This is a genomic window from Devosia sp. Root436 (assembly GCF_001426345.1).
Lineage (GTDB): Bacteria > Pseudomonadota > Alphaproteobacteria > Rhizobiales > Devosiaceae > Devosia.
In genome coordinates, this window is sequence record NZ_LMEM01000015.1 from 102402 (window position 1) to 118479 (window position 16078).

20 protein-coding genes are annotated in these 16078 nt (G+C 65.6%); 9 read left to right on the plus strand and 11 right to left on the minus strand.

Annotated elements, in window-relative coordinates; translation table 11 throughout:
• Positions 1-126 precede the first annotated feature (126 nt).
• From ASD04_RS17920 to ASD04_RS17945, 6 genes are all read left to right on the plus strand, one after another.
• On the plus strand, positions 127-609 hold the full coding sequence (locus ASD04_RS17920) for a L,D-transpeptidase (RefSeq protein WP_348271030.1): 483 nt from the start codon (positions 127-129) through the stop codon (positions 607-609).
• A 130-nt stretch (positions 610-739) separates the two neighbouring features.
• On the plus strand, positions 740-1753 hold the full coding sequence (gene moaA / locus ASD04_RS17925; protein ID WP_056259986.1) for a GTP 3',8-cyclase MoaA: 1014 nt from the start codon (positions 740-742) through the stop codon (positions 1751-1753).
• A gap of 1 nt (position 1754) precedes the next feature.
• Complete coding sequence (locus tag ASD04_RS17930; protein ID WP_056259988.1) at positions 1755-2429, plus strand: dienelactone hydrolase family protein; 675 nt, start codon at positions 1755-1757, stop codon at positions 2427-2429.
• Positions 2422-2850, plus strand: coding sequence for a hypothetical protein (locus ASD04_RS17935; RefSeq protein WP_056259990.1), 429 nt, complete (start codon positions 2422-2424; stop codon positions 2848-2850). The genes ASD04_RS17930 and ASD04_RS17935 overlap by 8 nt, the downstream gene beginning before the upstream one ends.
• Positions 2851-2862: 12 nt before the next feature.
• Positions 2863-3090 carry a DUF4160 domain-containing protein gene (locus tag ASD04_RS17940; RefSeq protein ID WP_056259991.1) on the plus strand — a complete coding sequence of 76 codons (228 nt, stop codon included), beginning with the start codon at positions 2863-2865 and terminating at the stop codon, positions 3088-3090.
• Entirely contained in the window at positions 3083-3499 is a 417-nt protein-coding gene (locus tag ASD04_RS17945) for a DUF2442 domain-containing protein (protein WP_056259994.1), read from the plus strand. Before ASD04_RS17940 ends, ASD04_RS17945 begins: the two co-directional genes overlap by 8 nt.
• Here ASD04_RS17945 and ASD04_RS17950 read toward each other — a convergent pair.
• The 3 genes from ASD04_RS17950 to ASD04_RS17960 form a co-directional block, all read right to left on the minus strand.
• Positions 3496-3906 carry a VOC family protein gene (locus ASD04_RS17950; protein WP_056259996.1) on the minus strand — a complete coding sequence of 137 codons (411 nt, stop codon included), beginning with the start codon at positions 3904-3906 and terminating at the stop codon, positions 3496-3498. The two genes, ASD04_RS17945 and ASD04_RS17950, sit on opposite strands and share 4 nt — an antisense overlap.
• A complete protein-coding gene (locus ASD04_RS17955; protein WP_056228174.1) occupies positions 3903-4382 on the minus strand; it encodes an Lrp/AsnC family transcriptional regulator in 480 nt (159 codons plus the stop codon). The genes ASD04_RS17950 and ASD04_RS17955 overlap by 4 nt, the downstream gene beginning before the upstream one ends.
• A gap of 208 nt (positions 4383-4590) precedes the next feature.
• Positions 4591-5064, minus strand: a complete 474-nt coding sequence (locus tag ASD04_RS17960; protein WP_056259998.1) for a thermonuclease family protein — start codon at positions 5062-5064, stop codon at positions 4591-4593.
• A 181-nt stretch (positions 5065-5245) separates the two neighbouring features.
• On the opposite strand from ASD04_RS17960, the gene ASD04_RS17965 reads away from it, so the two are divergent.
• Entirely contained in the window at positions 5246-6772 is a 1527-nt protein-coding gene (locus ASD04_RS17965) for a HAMP domain-containing sensor histidine kinase (RefSeq protein ID WP_056260000.1), read from the plus strand.
• Here the strand turns inward: ASD04_RS17965 and ASD04_RS17970 are convergent.
• Genes ASD04_RS17970 through cobT form a run of 3 tightly spaced genes read right to left on the minus strand, consistent with a single transcriptional unit; the run spans position 6769 to position 8449 of the window.
• Complete coding sequence (locus ASD04_RS17970; RefSeq protein ID WP_056260002.1) at positions 6769-7077, minus strand: HigA family addiction module antitoxin; 309 nt, start codon at positions 7075-7077, stop codon at positions 6769-6771. The two genes, ASD04_RS17965 and ASD04_RS17970, sit on opposite strands and share 4 nt — an antisense overlap.
• 8 nt (positions 7078-7085) lie before the next feature.
• Complete coding sequence (locus tag ASD04_RS17975) at positions 7086-7376, minus strand: type II toxin-antitoxin system RelE/ParE family toxin (RefSeq protein WP_056260004.1); 291 nt, start codon at positions 7374-7376, stop codon at positions 7086-7088.
• A gap of 50 nt (positions 7377-7426) precedes the next feature.
• Positions 7427-8449 carry a nicotinate-nucleotide--dimethylbenzimidazole phosphoribosyltransferase gene (cobT, locus tag ASD04_RS17980; RefSeq protein ID WP_056260006.1) on the minus strand — a complete coding sequence of 341 codons (1023 nt, stop codon included), beginning with the start codon at positions 8447-8449 and terminating at the stop codon, positions 7427-7429.
• A 65-nt stretch (positions 8450-8514) separates the two neighbouring features.
• Between cobT and ASD04_RS17985 the strand changes: the two genes are divergently transcribed.
• Both ASD04_RS17985 and ASD04_RS17990 read left to right on the plus strand, forming a co-directional pair.
• Positions 8515-9345 carry an adenosylcobinamide-GDP ribazoletransferase gene (locus tag ASD04_RS17985; protein ID WP_156461325.1) on the plus strand — a complete coding sequence of 277 codons (831 nt, stop codon included), beginning with the start codon at positions 8515-8517 and terminating at the stop codon, positions 9343-9345.
• 93 nt (positions 9346-9438) lie between these two features.
• Positions 9439-10125, plus strand: coding sequence for a TIGR02281 family clan AA aspartic protease (locus tag ASD04_RS17990; protein ID WP_056260010.1), 687 nt, complete (start codon positions 9439-9441; stop codon positions 10123-10125).
• Positions 10126-10264: 139 nt separating this feature from the next.
• Here the strand turns inward: ASD04_RS17990 and dusA are convergent, their stop codons facing one another.
• The 5 genes from dusA to ASD04_RS18015 form a co-directional block, all read right to left on the minus strand.
• The gene (gene dusA, locus ASD04_RS17995) at positions 10265-11278 is read right to left on the minus strand and encodes a tRNA dihydrouridine(20/20a) synthase DusA (protein WP_280137689.1); all 1014 of its coding nucleotides are present in this window, start codon (positions 11276-11278) and stop codon (positions 10265-10267) included.
• A 122-nt stretch (positions 11279-11400) separates the two neighbouring features.
• Positions 11401-12246: a fumarylacetoacetate hydrolase family protein gene (locus tag ASD04_RS18000; RefSeq protein WP_056260012.1), complete on the minus strand. Its 846-nt coding sequence runs from the start codon at positions 12244-12246 to the stop codon at positions 11401-11403.
• On the minus strand, positions 12243-13910 hold the full coding sequence (locus ASD04_RS18005; RefSeq protein WP_056260014.1) for a dihydroxyacetone kinase family protein: 1668 nt from the start codon (positions 13908-13910) through the stop codon (positions 12243-12245). The genes ASD04_RS18000 and ASD04_RS18005 overlap by 4 nt, the downstream gene beginning before the upstream one ends.
• 19 nt (positions 13911-13929) lie before the next feature.
• Positions 13930-15069 carry an iron-containing alcohol dehydrogenase gene (locus ASD04_RS18010; protein WP_056260016.1) on the minus strand — a complete coding sequence of 380 codons (1140 nt, stop codon included), beginning with the start codon at positions 15067-15069 and terminating at the stop codon, positions 13930-13932.
• Positions 15070-15085: 16 nt separating this feature from the next.
• A complete protein-coding gene (locus tag ASD04_RS18015; protein ID WP_162245158.1) occupies positions 15086-16072 on the minus strand; it encodes an Ldh family oxidoreductase in 987 nt (328 codons plus the stop codon).
• Positions 16073-16078: the final 6 nt, after the last annotated feature.

Genomic DNA, 16078 nt, shown 5'->3' on the forward strand with positions numbered 1-16078 from the left:
AGGCCAAGTCGTCAGATGTTCAATATCAAGTCAACGATAGCTATAGGGCTTTCGGTTATCTTGTCGGCTAGCAGCGTAGTGCCCGCCACGGCTGCGCTGGTATACGATCGCAGCAGCGGCAATTGGGTGGACGAATCCGTCCTGGCGCCGAGCCCGCGCGGCGGCAGCCCGATCCGCAAGGAAATCGTCACCTACGAAACCAACCACAAGCCTGGCACCATCGTCATCGAGACCGACGAGCGGCGGCTCTATCTCGTGCTGGAAGACGGCAAGGCCATGAAATACGGCATCGGTGTCGGCCGCGACGGATTTACCTGGTCGGGCACGCACCGGATCACCCGCAAGGCCGAATGGCCGGGCTGGACGCCGCCGCCGCAGATGCGCAAGCGCGTGCCGGACCTGCCGGCCTATATGGAAGGCGGCCCCAACAATCCGCTCGGCGCCCGCGCGCTCTATATCGGCTCGACGCTCTATCGCGTGCATGGCACGTCGGAGCCCTGGTCGATCGGCCAGGCCGTGTCCTCCGGCTGCATCCGGCTGACCAATGACGACGTCACCGATCTTTACGAGCGGGTCCAGGTCGGCGCCTTGATCGTCGTCAACCACTAGGACCGGCGTCATTCGGATGATGCCGGGCTGACTTGGTCCTAGCGAAAAATTGCAGGGGCTGCCGTTTTTCGGTGGCCCTTTTTGTTTGTGGCGGCTTTGAAAGCGGCTCGACTGGCGATAGGTTCAGCGCATGACTGTTCACGTGCCCCCTGCCCGGCCGCTTGTCGATACGTTCGGGCGGCGTATTTCCTATCTGCGCATTTCGGTGACGGATCGCTGCGATTTCCGCTGCGTCTATTGCATGGCCGAAGACATGACGTTCCTGCCCAAGAAGGACGTGCTGAGCTTCGAGGAAGTCGAGGCCATTGCCGGGGCGTTCATCGCGCGGGGCGTCAACAGGATCCGGCTGACCGGCGGCGAGCCGCTGGTGCGGCGCGACATCATGGACCTGGTGAGGACGCTGGGCGGGCAGATCGGGCATGGGCTCGATGAGCTGACGCTGACCACCAATGGCAGCCAATTGCGCAAGCATGCGCAGGGCCTGGCCGATGCCGGGGTGCGGCGGCTCAATGTATCGCTCGATACGCTGGATGCGGAGCGCTTCACCGCCATCACGCGGCGGGGGCGGATCGCCGATGTGCTCGACGGCATCGGCGCGGCGCAGGCGGCGGGGCTCGCCATCAAGATCAACATGGTGGCGATGGCGGGGGTCAATGACGACGAGATCGAGCCCATGATGGCCTGGGCGCATGGGCGCGGCATGGGGCTGACGCTGATCGAGGGCATGCCGCTGGGCGAAGTGGGGATTGATCGGGTCGACAGCTATCTGCCGCTGCGCGAACTGCATGAGCGGCTCGCGCGACGCTATACGCTGAGCAAGCTCGACAAGCGCACCGGCGGGCCGGCGCGCTATGTACATGTGGCCGAGACCGGGGGCGTGCTCGGCTTCATCACGCCGATGAGCCACAATTTCTGCGAGAGCTGCAACCGGGTGCGCCTGACGGCGACCGGACAGCTCTATCTGTGCCTGGGGCAGGACGACCAGGTAAATCTGCGTGACGCCTTGCGCGAGGGCGGCATGGCAGCGCTCGATGCGGCGCTGGACCACGCCATGCTGATCAAGCCCAAGGGGCATGATTTCGTGATCGACAGGACGCGGCCGGAACCGGCTTTGGGCCGGCATATGAATGTGACGGGAGGCTAGAATGGGCGAACGGATCAAACTGACAGCCAGCGACGGCTTTACCCTCAATGCCTATCGTGCGGCGCCCGAGGGCAAGCCGCGCGGCGGGGTGGTGCTCATCCAGGAGGTGTGGGGGCTCAATACCTGGATACGGAGCGTGGTGGACCGTTTCGCCCGGCATGGCTATCTGGCGGTGGCGCCAGCCATGTTCGACCGGGTGGAGTTCGGCTACGAGAGCGACAGCTATACGCCCGAACAGTTCGAGGTGATTGGCGGGCTTATGAAGCAGTTCGACCACCAGACGGCGCTGCTCGACGTGGCCGCAGCCATCGAAGCGGCCAAGGCCGGCGGCAAGGTGGGCATTACCGGCTATTGCTTCGGCGGGGCGGTGAGCTGGCGCGCGGCGCATCACGGCATGGGGCTCAGCGCGGCGTCGGGCTATTACGGCGGGGGCGTGCCCAACTATATCGACCTGGCGCCGACCATTCCGCTGGAAATGCACTATGGCGACCAGGACAAGGGCATTCCGCTGGAGCAGATCGAGGCCTTGAAGGCGCGGTATCCGGATGTGGGGATCCATACCTATCCGGCCGGGCACGGCTTCTGTAACAGCGACCGGCCGGGCAATTTCAACGAGGCGGCCTGCACCAAGGCCTCGGCGCGCACGCTCGACTTCTTCCGCAAGCATCTTGGATAGCCTGGACCAGCATCGGGCCTATCTGGCAGCCGAATGTCGGGCAGCGCAGGCCGCGCCGCTGTCGCGGCGCAAGGCGATGCTGGTCGCGGCGCTGGTGGACGCCTATGTGGACCGGATGTTCGCGGCCAGGCCGGATGCGGAGGATGTCCTGGCATTTCGGGCGGAGCTGGCGGCGGGCTCCCCTGCCCTCGGGCTGATCATGGCGCTGTGCGCCGGGTCGACGGATCTGGCTGTCGTGATCGAGGCGGTTGAAGTACCGCTGGCCGAGTATGGCGCCCTTGGCGTCGAGGACTTCATGGTGAGCCTCTATAATGACCACAGCGTGCAACGACTGCGGCTGGCGTTGCCGGATGGCGGGCGGCGGGATTTGCTGGATGTGCTGGGCGAGGCCGTCTCAACCTTGAATAACCCAACGAGTTAGGTTATCTTACCGATGATTACGGTACTCCGCGTCGCTGGCTTCCGGTTTGTCATCTACACCAACGACCATGAACCGGCGCATCTCAATGTCTATGGCGACGGGGAAGCGCGGATCGACATTGTTGAAGTCGCGGCAATTTCCAATCGCGGCATGAGCAGGCGCGACCTCGTCCGGGCGCTCGGCATCGTCCAGGAACACCGCGAAGCGTTCCTTGAAAGGTGGCATGAAATCCATGGGTGACATCAAGCTCGAAGACAGCCGGTACGAGGCGGCGACCCGGCGTGGCGAAGGTGAACGGGCAAATATGCCCGTGCCTGCGGCGGTGCGGTTCGACGAGCGCACGGCACGGCTCATCGTGGAATTCACCAATGGCGCAGCCTTGCTGGTGCCGGCCCGCGCGCTACAGGGCCTGGAGGACGCCACAGATGCAGAACTGGCCGAGGTCGAGTTGGCCGGCGAGACGGGCCTGCATTGGCCAAGCCGGGATATCGATTTTACCATTGCCGGGCTGATGCAGGGCATTTTCGGCACAGCACAATTCATGGCGGGCCAGCGCAAGGGCGGGCAATCCCGCTCGGCAGCCAAGGTGGCCGCCAGTCGCGCCAATGGCGCCAAGGGCGGCCGCCCGCGCAAGGCGAGCCTGTCCTAGCTCCTGCGATCGGCGCGTTCGATCAGTTCGACGATGGTGCCGTCGGGGTCGCGGACGAAGGCGACGCGCTTGATCATTTCGATGAAATAGGCCGGGCGCGGCGGCTCGATGAGCTCGACGCCGGCGGCAGCCAGCTTTTCGAAGATGGCGTCGACGCTCTCGAAGGCGAAGGTCAGGTGGCGCATGCCGGCTTCATGGGGCGGCACGTCGCGCGAGCGGGCGATGTCGGCATCGGGACAGGCGATTTCGAGCATGCCGCTGCCGGTATCGAGAAAGGCCATCTCGCCGCGCTCGTTCTTCTTGCGCAGGGCCAGGGTGAGACCCAGCAATCCGCAATAGAAGGCGATGGTGCGATCCAGGTCCCCACATGTCATGCCGACATGTTCAAAACCGACAAGGCCGTTCATTTGTCGTCGTCGACCACGATGGCGAAATCAAGCGGGAGGGCCGTGGTATATTTGATCTGGCCCATGGCGAAGGCGGAGCTGACATCGGTCAGATTGATCTTGCTGATGAGCCGTTTGTAGAAGGCGTCATAGGCGCCGATATCGGGCACCACGACCCGCATCAAGTAATCGACCTCGCCGCTCATGCGGTAGAACTCGACCACTTCGGGGAATTCATCGATGACGCCGGCGAATTTGCGCATCCAGGCGTCATTGTGCTCGTTGGTCTTGACCGAAACGAAGACGGTGACGCCGACATTGACCTTGGACGGGTCGAGCACGGCGACGCGACGCTGAATGACGCCGTCTTCTTCCATCTTCTGGATGCGGCGCCAGCATGGGGTGGTGGAGAGACCTACCTTGCGGCCGATTTCGGCCACCGGCATCGTGGCATCCTTCTGCAGAAGCGTGAGAATTTTCCGGTCGATCTTGTCCAGCGCCATATTACCCCCGCGAAATCAGATTTCCGATTTCGGTTCAATTCAGTCCGAAATTGGCGAAATACCTGCCACGTCCGCGCCGGATTAGCAATAATCTTGCGCCTGGGAAGTGATGGGACTGCGTGAGGGGTTTGTTAACCATCCGGCTTCGTCCGCCCGACCTCGGGGTTCGACAGGCTCGCTGTGAGGTCTGCGGGCCATCGGGTCAGAAGGCCAGGCCGGAGAGCCAGCCGCTTATGCCCTGCGGGCGCGGGTGGTCGTCGCGCCAGGTGCGAGGGGCAGCGAAGTCGCCGGCCCAGATGCCCAGACGGTCGCGGCGGGCGGCGGCGTCCTCGGTCCAGTAGCGGCCCGAAGCGACGGCAAGGCCTTCGGCCACCATCACGGCGCCCAGATCGCGGCCGGCGACAAGGCAGGTGGCCAGCAGCCGATCATATTGGTCCACATCCTCGGGCCGGCAATCGGCCGGGCCGGCGGCCAGGAGGTCCGCCATTCGGTCGCGCGCCACGCGGCCGCAGGGCCAGTTGCGGCCATCGGCATTGGTGCAGGCCTGGGCCAGTTCGGGCGCATCGAGGCCGAGCAGGCGGATGCGATCGTCGCCGAGGCGGAAGCTGTCGCCATCGCTGGCGCGGCCCCGGCCGGAAACCGGGGAAGGTGGGCGATCGAGCGCAGCGGCAACCAAGGCGAGGACGACCAGGACAACGATGGCCAGGATCGCCCCGCCGGGGCCGCGAAAGATGGTATTGCGCCGACTTCGCCGCTGCAGGATTTCACCGCCCGTTAACTACGCGCTCGCTAGTGTTGAGCGTAGCGTAGCGAATGCGTGTTCTGTTCGCATCATTTAGTAACGAGTAACGAGTTCCATGGCCTCGCAGCCGGCTGTCATCGATGACGTCCGTTCACAGATGGGACGCGACGGCAAGCGCGCGGCGCAGAAGACCGTGCTGGATGCGCGCCAGCGCCTGACCTCGAGCTCGGGCACGCGCGCCGATTTCGATTTCGAACTGATGCACGACTATGCGCAGTCCCGCATCAATGCGGCGCTGCCGATGGCGGCTATCGTGGTCATCCTGTCCGTGGTGTCGAGCCTGTGGGTGCCGGTGGTCTTCACCTCGCTCTGGGCCGGACTGGTGATCCTGAGCCTGCTGATCGTCATCCTGATGGCGCGGCGGTTCAAGACCAGCGATCCCAGCAAGTTCAATGCCAGCCAGTGGACCACGACATTCATTGCCGGCGAACTGGTCTATGGCCTGGCCTGGTCGATGCTGGCCCTGTTCACGCTGGTTGCGCAGCCCGAAACGCTGACGCCTGTGATGTTCGCCATGGTGCTGGTGAGCGTGGCGGCCAATTCGGTGGCAACCCATACCCTGCCCCCGGCCACGCTGATGAGCACGCTGCCGGTGACGCTGACGGTTTCGGCCAACCTCATCGCGCTAGGCGGCACGCTCAACTACACGCTGGGCGCGGTGGCCATCTGCGGCGAAATCTTCTTCGTCTACCTGGCGCGCCAGTTGCACGGGACCGAGCTCGAAACCATTTCGCACCAGGCGGAAAAAGACGCGCTGATCGGCGAGCTGGAAGAAGCGCGGCAGATGTCGGACGAAGCGCGCCGGCATGCCGAACAGGCCAATATCGCCAAGTCGCAATTCCTCGCTACGATGAGCCATGAGCTGCGCACGCCGCTCAACGCCATTATCGGCTTTTCCGAGGTGCTGAAATCGGAACTGCTGGGGCCCCATCAGGTGCCGCAATACAAGGAATATGCCGGGGACATCCATGGCAGCGGCCAGCACCTGCTCAACCTCATCAACGAATTGCTCGACCTGAGCCGCATCGAGGCGGGCAAGTATGAGCTCAATGAGGAAGTGGTGTCGCTGGTGGATATCGCCGAGGATTGCCGCCGCATGATGGAACTGCGCGCCAAGTCCAAGGGCATCGAGCTGGTCTACAATGTCGGCAACAACCTGCCCAAGCTCTGGGGCGACGAGCGCGCCATCCGCCAGGTGGTGCTGAACCTTTTGAGCAACGCCATCAAGTTCACGCCGCAACATGGCAAGGTGACCCTGGTGGTGACGCGCAGCGGGGATGGCGGGCAGTTCATCTCGGTCAAGGATAACGGGCCGGGCATTCCCGAGGATGAGATCGAGACCGTGCTCTCCTCATTCGGCCAGGGCTCGCTGGCGCAGAAGACGGCCGAACAGGGCGCCGGGCTGGGCCTGCCCATCGTGCAGAAGATCATGGAACTGCATCAGGGACGGTTCGACCTGTTCAGCAAGCTGCGCTTCGGCACCGAGGTCATCGCCACCTTCCCGCGGGCGCGGGTCATGGATGCGCTGGCGCCGGTGGTGGAGAAGCGCAACAAGCTCGAAATCTTCTCGGAAGCGGGTTAGGCAGCCGTATTCAGGGGATGCGCGCGCTCGATGCGTTCGCGCTCCTGCGGGTCGTTCATGGCGTTCCAGAGATCGGTGCGACGCTGCACGTTCAGCCAGAAATCGGGCGTCGTACCGAGAACCCGAGCAAGGATGAGCGCCGTCGGCGCCGTGACGCTCCGCCTGTTGTTGCAGAGCTCGTTCACGTGCTTGCGTTGTACGCCCATGGCATCAGCCAAAGCCCCCTGGGTCAGCCCCAATGGCCCGAGAAACTCTTCCAGCAGAATTTCTCCCACCGTTACCGGCCTACGCGTCGTCTGCAACATGATCGACCTCACCTATAGCTGTGATCATCGAGATAAACCTGATCAAGCTGGCCATCGGCCCAACGAAAGATCAGCCGCCAGCGCTGGTTGACCCTGATCGAATGCCAGCCATCAAGCTGACCACGCAGTTTCTCGCAGTGATTGCTCGGCGGCACCCGCAAGTCCTGCTCGGAAACCGCGTCATCCAACATCTGCAACTTCCGAAACAGGCGTTGCTCCAAATCAGGCGGGATGCGCGACGACCTCACGTCATCTACGAAGAACGCTTCAAGCCAGTTGTCGCGAAAGCTGCCGATCATGGATCACCACCATCTGCACCAATGTACCACTCCTAGGTACAAATCGCAAATCAACCTTCCTTGCCGCTGACGGCAGCGCTTTCGAAGGTGGCCATGTTGTTGTGGAGGTGGAGGGCGGTTTTCGCCAGGACGGCGGCCAGGGCGGCGCCGCTGCCTTCGCCGAGGCGCATGCCGAGATCGAGCAGGCCCTTCCGGTCCATGGCCTGCAAGGCGCGGGCGTGGGCGGATTCAGCCGAGACATGGGCGAAAATGCAGTGGTCGATGGCGGCCGGATTGACGGCGTGGGCGATGGCGGCTGCCGCGGTGGCGACGAAGCCATCGACGATGACGGGCACTTTCTGGTGGCGGGCGGCAAGCAGGGCGCCAAGCATGGCGGCGATTTCGCGGCCGCCGAGGCGGGCCAGGATGGCCAGCGGATGATCAAGCTCACCGGCATGGCGGGCCAGGGCGCGATCGACGGCATCGGCCTTGCGGGTCAACCCTGCATCATCGACGCCGGTGCCGCGGCCGACCCAATCGGCGCCGGTGCCGCCATAAAGTGCGGCGTAGATAGCTGCGGCGACAGTGGTATTGCCGATGCCCATTTCGCCGATGCAGATCAGGTCCGGCTTGCCGGCAATGGCTTCCATGCCATAGGCGATGGTGGCGGCGCACATCTTGTCGTCGAGCGCGGGTTCGAGGGTGATATCGCCAGTGGGCAATTCGAGGGCCAGCTCGAACACGCGCAGGTTGATTTCGTGGAGGGCGCAAATCTGGGAGATGGCGGCGCCGCCATTGGTGAAATTGGCGACCATCTGGGCCGTCACTTCGCGCGGAAAGGCGGAGACGCCCTGGTCGGTGACGCCGTGATTGCCGGCGAAGATGGTGACCATGGGGTTGTCGAGCCGGGGCTGTGCCCTGCCCTGCCAGCGCGCGAGAAATTCGACCAGTCCCTCCAGCGCGCCGAGCGATCCGGCCGGCTTGGTAAGTTGCGCATCGCGGGCGCGGACGGCTGCCACCGCGGCTTCGTCGCCATCGGGCGGCAGCGTCAGGAGCTCGATGACATCGGCATAGGCGGGGCTGATCGGGGGCATGGCGAGTCGGTCTGGTTCGGGTTAGGAAGGACGGGACTTGTTGCCGATTGCAGGACGAAAAGCAATTGAACCTGGATGAACCTTCCGTCGAACCAGCCGAACCGAGCGGCCCCCGCGCGCCTGCCGGGGGCATCGGGCTGCGCGATGACTTCATCATGGCTTTGCGTTTCTTTTCGCGGCTGCCGACAGGGGAAACGCCGCATCAGACGCCGGACCTGGGCCGCATCGCCATGGCGCTGCCGCTGGCCAGCGTGGTCATCGGCATCGGGCCCACCTTGCTGCTGATCGGTGGCGTGCTGGTCGGGCTGCCGAGCTATTTTGCAGCGGCGCTGGCGGTGGGCGCCATGGTGACAGCAAGCGGGGCGATGGCCGAGGATGCCCTGGCTGATGCCGCCGATGGGCTGTTTGGCGGGCACACGATCGAGCGACGGCTGGAGATCATGAAGGACAGCCGGCACGGCACCTATGGGGTGGCGGCGCTTTGCCTGTTCCTGCTGCTGCGGGTGACGGCTTTGGGGGCGGTCGCGGCGATCAACCCGCTGGTAGCGGGGGCGATGTGGCTGGCAGCCAGCATTGCCGGACGCTCGGGCGCGCTATGGGTGGCGGTGGCGCTGCCGCCGGCACGGGCGGACGGCGCATCGGCGACGGCGGGGCGGCTGCCGCTGCGGGGCTTTGCGGTGGGCGGGGTGTTTGCATCGGTGCTGCTGTTCCTGCTGGGCGGGCCGGCGACGAGTCTCGTGGGGCTTGGCGTGGCGCTGCTGCTGGCCGTGGCGGTGATCGCGGGGTGGACGGCACTATGCCGGCGACTGGTGGGCGGGCAGACCGGCGACCTGATCGGGGCACTGGGGGCGCTGGTGGAGATTGCGGTGCTGGCGGGATTGCTGCCGTTTGCCTGACAGGGAACCTTCTGCCGGTTCCAGCCTTGAAATTGGCGTGGGCGATGCCTTTATCGTCTTGAAGGACAACACGAACCGGACGGAGGCGCAGGCATGATCTTCATCGGCATTGCGCTGGTCATCGCGGTGGGCATAGCGCTGCTCATCAGCGCCGATGCCGGCAGCATGGTGGGGCTGACGCAGGCGCAGACGGGGCAACTGGTGCCCTTGCTGGTGATCCTGATCGTGTTTGCGGGCGGGCTGTTCACGCGGCGGCGCAAGGCCTCGGAACTGATGGGCGGCGTGTTGCTGTGGGCCGGCATTTTCGGGGTCGCGGCGCTGACCTATGCCTATCGGGATGAGTTGACGGGCGTGGCGGCGCGCATTGCCGGAGAATTCCGCCCGGGCGTGGCGGTGATCGATGCCGAGGCCGGCAGCGCCACGTTCCGCCGCGGCATGGGCGGGCATTTCGAGATCAACGCCACGGTCAACGGGCATACGACGCCAATGATCTTCGACACCGGCGCCAGCGCCGTGGTGCTGACCATCGCCGATGCCAAGGCGGCGGGGATCGATACCAAGGGGCTGGCCTTCACCATTCCGGTATCCACCGCCAATGGCACCGGGCGGGCGGCGCGGGTGCGGCTCGACCGCATCGAGGTGGGCGGCATTGCGCGCGAGGGCGTGGTGGCCTTCATCACCGAAAGCGGCGCGCTGGATACGAGCCTGCTGGGCATGACATTCCTGGAAACGCTCAGCCGCTACAGCGTGACGCAGAATTCGCTGGAGCTGCTGGATTGATGTGCCACGCCCTCGTGGTTCGAGGCTCGCGAAGAGCTCGCACCTCACCATGAGGGCTACTGGAACACCGAGCCAAAAGTAGCCCTCATGGTGAGGCGGGAGCGCAGCGACCCTCGAACCACGAGGGCGTGGTTTGGACCTAACTCGCCTCCGCCAGGCGTGGGCGAGTGACGGCGTCCAGCGCGCGGAACATGATGGACGAATCCGCGCCGGGCCTGCAGGCGTCGACGCTGAGGATCTGGCGAAACTGGCGGGCGCCGGGCAGGCCGTTGGCGAGGCCGAGCATGTGGCGGGCGATATTGTTGATGCGCGTGCCCCCGGCAGCCTCGCGGTCGGCATAGCCGGCCATGGCCTGCATGATGGCCTCGAGCGTGGGGATATCGGTCGTGGCGCCGAAAAAGCGGCGATCGACTTCGGCCAGCAGCATGGGGCTGTGATAGGCGGCGCGGCCGAGCATGACGCCGTCCATGTGGGCCAGTTCGGCTTCGGCGGCTTCGAGGGTTTCGAGGCCGCCATTGATCATCACCGGCAGCGGGGCCAGGCGGGCGCGCAGGCGATGCACGCGCTCGTAATCGAGCGGCGGGATGGTGCGGTTTTCCTTGGGGGAGAGGCCCTTGAGCCAGGCCTTGCGGGCATGGACATAGAGTGCGTCGACGCCTGAGGCGACCATGGCATCGGCGAAGCGGTCGAGGCTTTCCTCGGTATCCTGATCGTCGATGCCGATGCGGCATTTGACGGTCACCGGCCGGTCGGTGACTTCGCGCATGGCGCGCACGCAATCGGCCACCAGGTCGGGTTCGGCCATGAGGCAGGCGCCGAAGCGGCCCGACTGCACGCGATCGGAGGGGCAACCGACATTGAGGTTGATCTCGGCATAGCCGAAGGCCTCGGCGAGGCGCGTGGCATTGGCCAGCTCGGCTGGGTCGGAGCCGCCCAATTGCAGTGCGACGGGCTGCTCGAAGGCGTCAAAGCGCAGATGGCGCTGGGCATCGCCATGCACGATGGCGGCGCTGGTGACCATTTCGGTGAACAGCAAAGCCTCGCGCGTCAGCAGACGGTGGAGGAACCGGCAATGACGATCGGTCCAATCCATCATCGGGGCTACGGAAAAGCGGCGGGCGCGATTCACGATGGCTGTCTGTGCGGTATCAATGCGTTGCACGGTTTGGTGTGCGCTCCGTCCTGCAAGCAAAGGCGACCCGTTCGATCCGAAGCGGGGGCGGTGTTTCGGTTGCGGCGACCTATACTATAGGACCGAGGCGGTACCAAGCCGGTCTAGGCCGGTTCGGCCACGATGGTATTGCCGAGCAGGCCGATACCGGGAATTTCGACTTCCACGCGGTCGCCCGGCTTGAGCCAGCGCGGCGGCTTTTGGGCAAAGCCGACGCCTTCGGGCGTTCCGGTGGCAATGATGTCGCCGGGAGCGAGCGCGATGAAGCCCGAGACATAGGCCACCAGCGCCGCACAATCAAAGATCATGTCCCGGGTAAAGCCGTGCTGGACAGTCTCGCCATTGACCCGCGTCAGCACCTGCAGATCCTGCGGGTCGGGCACCTCGTCGGCCGTCACCATGACCGGGCCAAGGCTGCCGGTTGCGGCAAAGTTCTTCCCGGCCAGCAATGAATGGCCGAACTGGTAGTCGCGCAGCGAGCCATCGTTGAAGCAGGTATAGCCGGCGATATGGGCAAGGGCTTCCGCGGCCGGAATATGGCGGCCGGCCTTGCCGATAACGATGGCGAGTTCGCCTTCATAATCGAAATCCGACGAGAGGCGAGGCAGGATCATGGGTTGGCGGTGGCCAACCAGCGTTTCGGTGAAGCGTGCGAAGAGATTGGGGAAGCTGGCCGGCTCGTCGCCGCTTTCGGCGGCATGGGCCGCATAGTTCTTGCCGACGCAGATCACCTTGCCGGGATCGGGGATGACCGGCAGGTAGGTGAGGTCATGGAGTGGCAGGGTCTCCCCGTTCGCCGCTGCGGCGATCTGATGGAGCGCGTCGTGCGCAATGGCGTGGCGCAGCGAGGGAAAGCGCTGCTGCCATTCGCCGGACACCAATTGCAGGCTATCGGCGCGGACGATGCCATAGCGCGGGCCATGGCCAGTGGAAATGCTGGCAAACTTCATCGGATAGCCTCCGCCAGGGCTCGCAGCCAGGTGGCGACGGCCACGGCGCCACCGTCCGGTGTCCCAATGGCGCGCTCGCCGAGATAGCTGGCGCGACCGAGTGCCGGGTGCATGGCGGTGGTGGCCTCGGCGCCAATTTCGGCGGCAGCCGCGATGCCGGCGAGACTGGCCCCTGCCCGTCCGGCGGCCAAAGCGGGCAGCAGCGCATCGACCATGGTGCGGTCGCCTGCCTTGGCCCCGCCCAGATCGGTGATGGCGGCAATGGCTGCCTCAAGAGCCGCGAGCCAGTCGGAAGCGCGCGGTTCCGGCACGTCGCGCAATTGGGCAGAGGCCCGCAACAAAGCCGTGGCGTAGAAGGGACCGGAGCTGCCGGCGATGGCCCGGCGCAGCGCATTGCCCAGATCGGCCAGCAGGCGGCCTGGATTGGCAAAGCTGTCATCCGGCAAGGCGCGGATGGCAGCGGCGCCGCGCGCCATGCTGGCGCCGAGATCGCCATCGCCCGCCTTGGCATCGAGATCGGTCAGCCGGTCCTCGGCCACTTCCAATGCCTGGGCGACCGCCAAAGCCAGCTTCCGCAGGGTCGGCGTCAATGGACCGGGAATACCGGGCGGTACGGCCGGCGGCGGTGCCGCCGGTACGACGGCGCGTTGGGAGGCTATGCGGCCATTGCCGGGCCAGACCGGTACGTCGGTGGCGGCATCGAACAGTGTGTCACGCTGCGCGTCGAGCGGCAGCAAGGTCAGCGAACAGCCGGGCATTTCGATCGCGGTCATGAAATTGCCCGACCAGGCCCGCTCGACGGCCACGCCACGGCTCCGCAAATTCGCCAGAGCGGCGCGCGCGACGATGGCCAGTTCCATGGGTGCGGTGCCGCCGAGGCCATTGACCAGGAGGGCGACGCGGGCGCCGGGCGCCAATGCCAGATCCGAAACGATGGCATCGAGCAGCGCTTCGACGATGGCATCGGCGCTGCGGATGGCGGTGCGCTCAACGCCCTTTTCGCCATGGATGCCGAGGCCGAATTCAATTTCGTTTTCGCCCAGCGCAAAGCCGGGAACGCCGGCGGCCGGGACGATGCAGGCACCCAGCCCCACCCCCATCGAGCCCATATCGGCGGCGGCGCGGCGGGCGATGTCGGCAATCTCGCCCAGCGGGCGGCCGGCCTCGGCAGCGGCGCCGGCCAGCTTGTGGATCAGCACCGTGCCCGCAATGCCGCGGCGGCGCTCGCGCTCGACCATGGCGCGCAATGAGACGTCGTCGGCCACGACGACGATTTCGACCGGGATGCCCTGCTGCCGCGCCAGTTCGGCAGCCAGCCCGAAATTGAGCCGGTCGCCGGTATAGTTCTTGACCACCAGCAGCGCACCGGCCGGGCCGGAGACGGCGAGGATCGCCGCAAGCACGGCGTCGGTCGAAGGCGAGGTGAAGACGTCCCCGGCAATGGCGGCCGTCAGCATGCCAGCGCCGACATAGCCGGCATGGGCCGGCTCATGCCCGCTGCCGCCGCCCGACAGGACTGCCACCTTGCGCTGGGCCGGTGGCGGCAGCTCGCGGCGGATGACGACATTCTCGCCTTCCAGCAGCGCCAGGCCGGGCGCCAGATCGACGGTCCCCTCCAGCAGTTCCCGCACCAGGTGGCGGGGATCATTGATGAGCTTCTTCATGGCAACTCCTCTGCCGCGGCTAGGCGGCGCGGCGCAATATGTCGCGCACGACGTCGGCGTCGATGGTCCCATTCTCGCCCAGCGGGAACTGTCCGGCCATCGCGATATGATCGACCACCGCGTCCGCGTCGAGGCCGGCGGTGCGCGTGGGGCAGCCCATGCGCGCAAAGAAAGCTTCGGTGGCGGCGATGCCGGCCTCCGCGGCCAAAATGTCATCGGCTATATCAAGCTTCCAGACCCGCCTTGCATAGCGCGCCAGGACCGGCAGCTTGGCATCGAGCTGGCTGCGCAGCACGCTGGGCATCACCATGGTCAGGGTCCGGGCATGATCGGTGCCATGCAGGGCGGTGATGGCATGGCCGATCATATGGGTGGACCAATCCTGCGGCACGCCGGCGCCGATCAGGCCATTCAGCGCCTGGTTGGCCACCCACATGACATTTTCACGGGCCTCGTCGCTGTTCTCGTCGAGCAGTCTCGGGCCCCATTCGATCAGGACATCGAGCAATGTCTCGCTGAAGCCGGACTGCACCGGCGCGTTGACCGGGTAGGTCAGATATTGCTCGAGTATGTGGGTGAAGGCATCGACGACGCCGTTTTCCAGCTGGCGTCGGCTGAGGCTCTTCATGGTCGCGGGATCGAGAATGGCGAAGCGCGGCCGGGCCGCCTGGTTGGCAAAGGGCAGTTTCAGATGCCGGCCGGCATGGGAGATGACCGAAACGGCGTTGCTCTCCGAGCCAGTTGCCGGCAGCGTCAATATGGCGCCCACCGGCAGGACATTGGTGGGGGCCGGCCCGGTACGCAGGGCATCCCAGGCATCACCGCAGGTGATGGGAACGATCGCGGCGAGAAACTTGGCCGCGTCGATGACCGAACCACCGCCAACCCCGAGGATGAAATTGCTGCGCGAGGCGCGCGCCAGGTCCGCCGCTATCGCAATGGTCTCGTAGACCGGGTTGGTTTCGACGCCGCCGAACTCGACCCAGGAATGGCCGGCAAGGCCCGCGACGACGGAATCATAAACGCCATTGGTTTTGATGCTGCCGCCGCCATAGAGCAGCAGCACGCGCGCATCGGCGGGCAGCAGCTCGGGCAAGGCCGCGATCTGCCCTGGCCCGAACAGGATCTCGGTGGGGTTGGAAAGCCGGAAACTGACCATCATCTTCTCCCTTGCATCAGGCGGTGAGCGGAATGCCGACAGTCCTGCCGGTGGCGACGAGCTTTTCATGCAGCCCGGCCGCGACCGGTATGCCGTCGCGGGAACGCTGCTCGAAAATGGCCTGGGCGCGCTGTCCGGGATAGCGCGCATCGGGACCGGAGGCGGCATAGAGATCGAGCCATTGGGTCAGATCGCTCGCAAAGCCGGCATGGCCGGCGGACGGATCGACCACCATGAGGAAGGCGCCAAAGATGTTGCCATTGGCGGCGGGACGGGTGCCGCTGAGACTGCCCGCCAGTGCCTCCACCAGCATGGCCAGCCCAATGCCCTTTGCCCCGCCCGAGGGCAGAAGAATTCCATCCATCGCGGCCCGCGCGTCGTTGGTCGGTCGCCCCTGGCTGTCCATGGCCCAGCCACCGGGAATGGGCTCGTTCCTTGCCGAGGCGCCGAGCAGCTTGCCATAGGCGGCCTCGCTGGTGGCCACGTCGAAGATGACAGGCGGGCGACCGGGCGCCGGTATGCCGAAAGCGATCGGGTTGTTGCCGATAGCGCGCGCGGTCGAGCCCGGCAGGCCCATCAGCGCCGGCCCGTTCTGCAGCACCAGTGCGATCATACCGGCGTCGGTGGCGCGGCGGGCGAAATAGCCCAATGCGCCCAGATGACCCACCTGCCCGATGGTGGCGGCGACCGAGCCGGAAGTGCGGGCCATGTCGATGGCCCGATCCAAAACGCGGGTGACCACCACCTGCCCCAATCCCCGATCCGCATCCACCTTGAGGAAGGCGCCATGCGAAGCGATGTCGACCTGGGGGCGAGGATTGGTCACCCCCTTTTCGAGCAGGTCCAAATAATTGGGCAGCAGGGCGAGGCCATGGGTATCGACGCCGCGCAGGCTCGTATCGACCAGTGCATCGACGACCAGCGCGGCATCCGCCGGCGGCAGGTCGCGGGCGACCAACAAGCGCGTGGCCCAGCCCCGCAGCGCCTGCGGCGCGATGAGCAAGCCGGT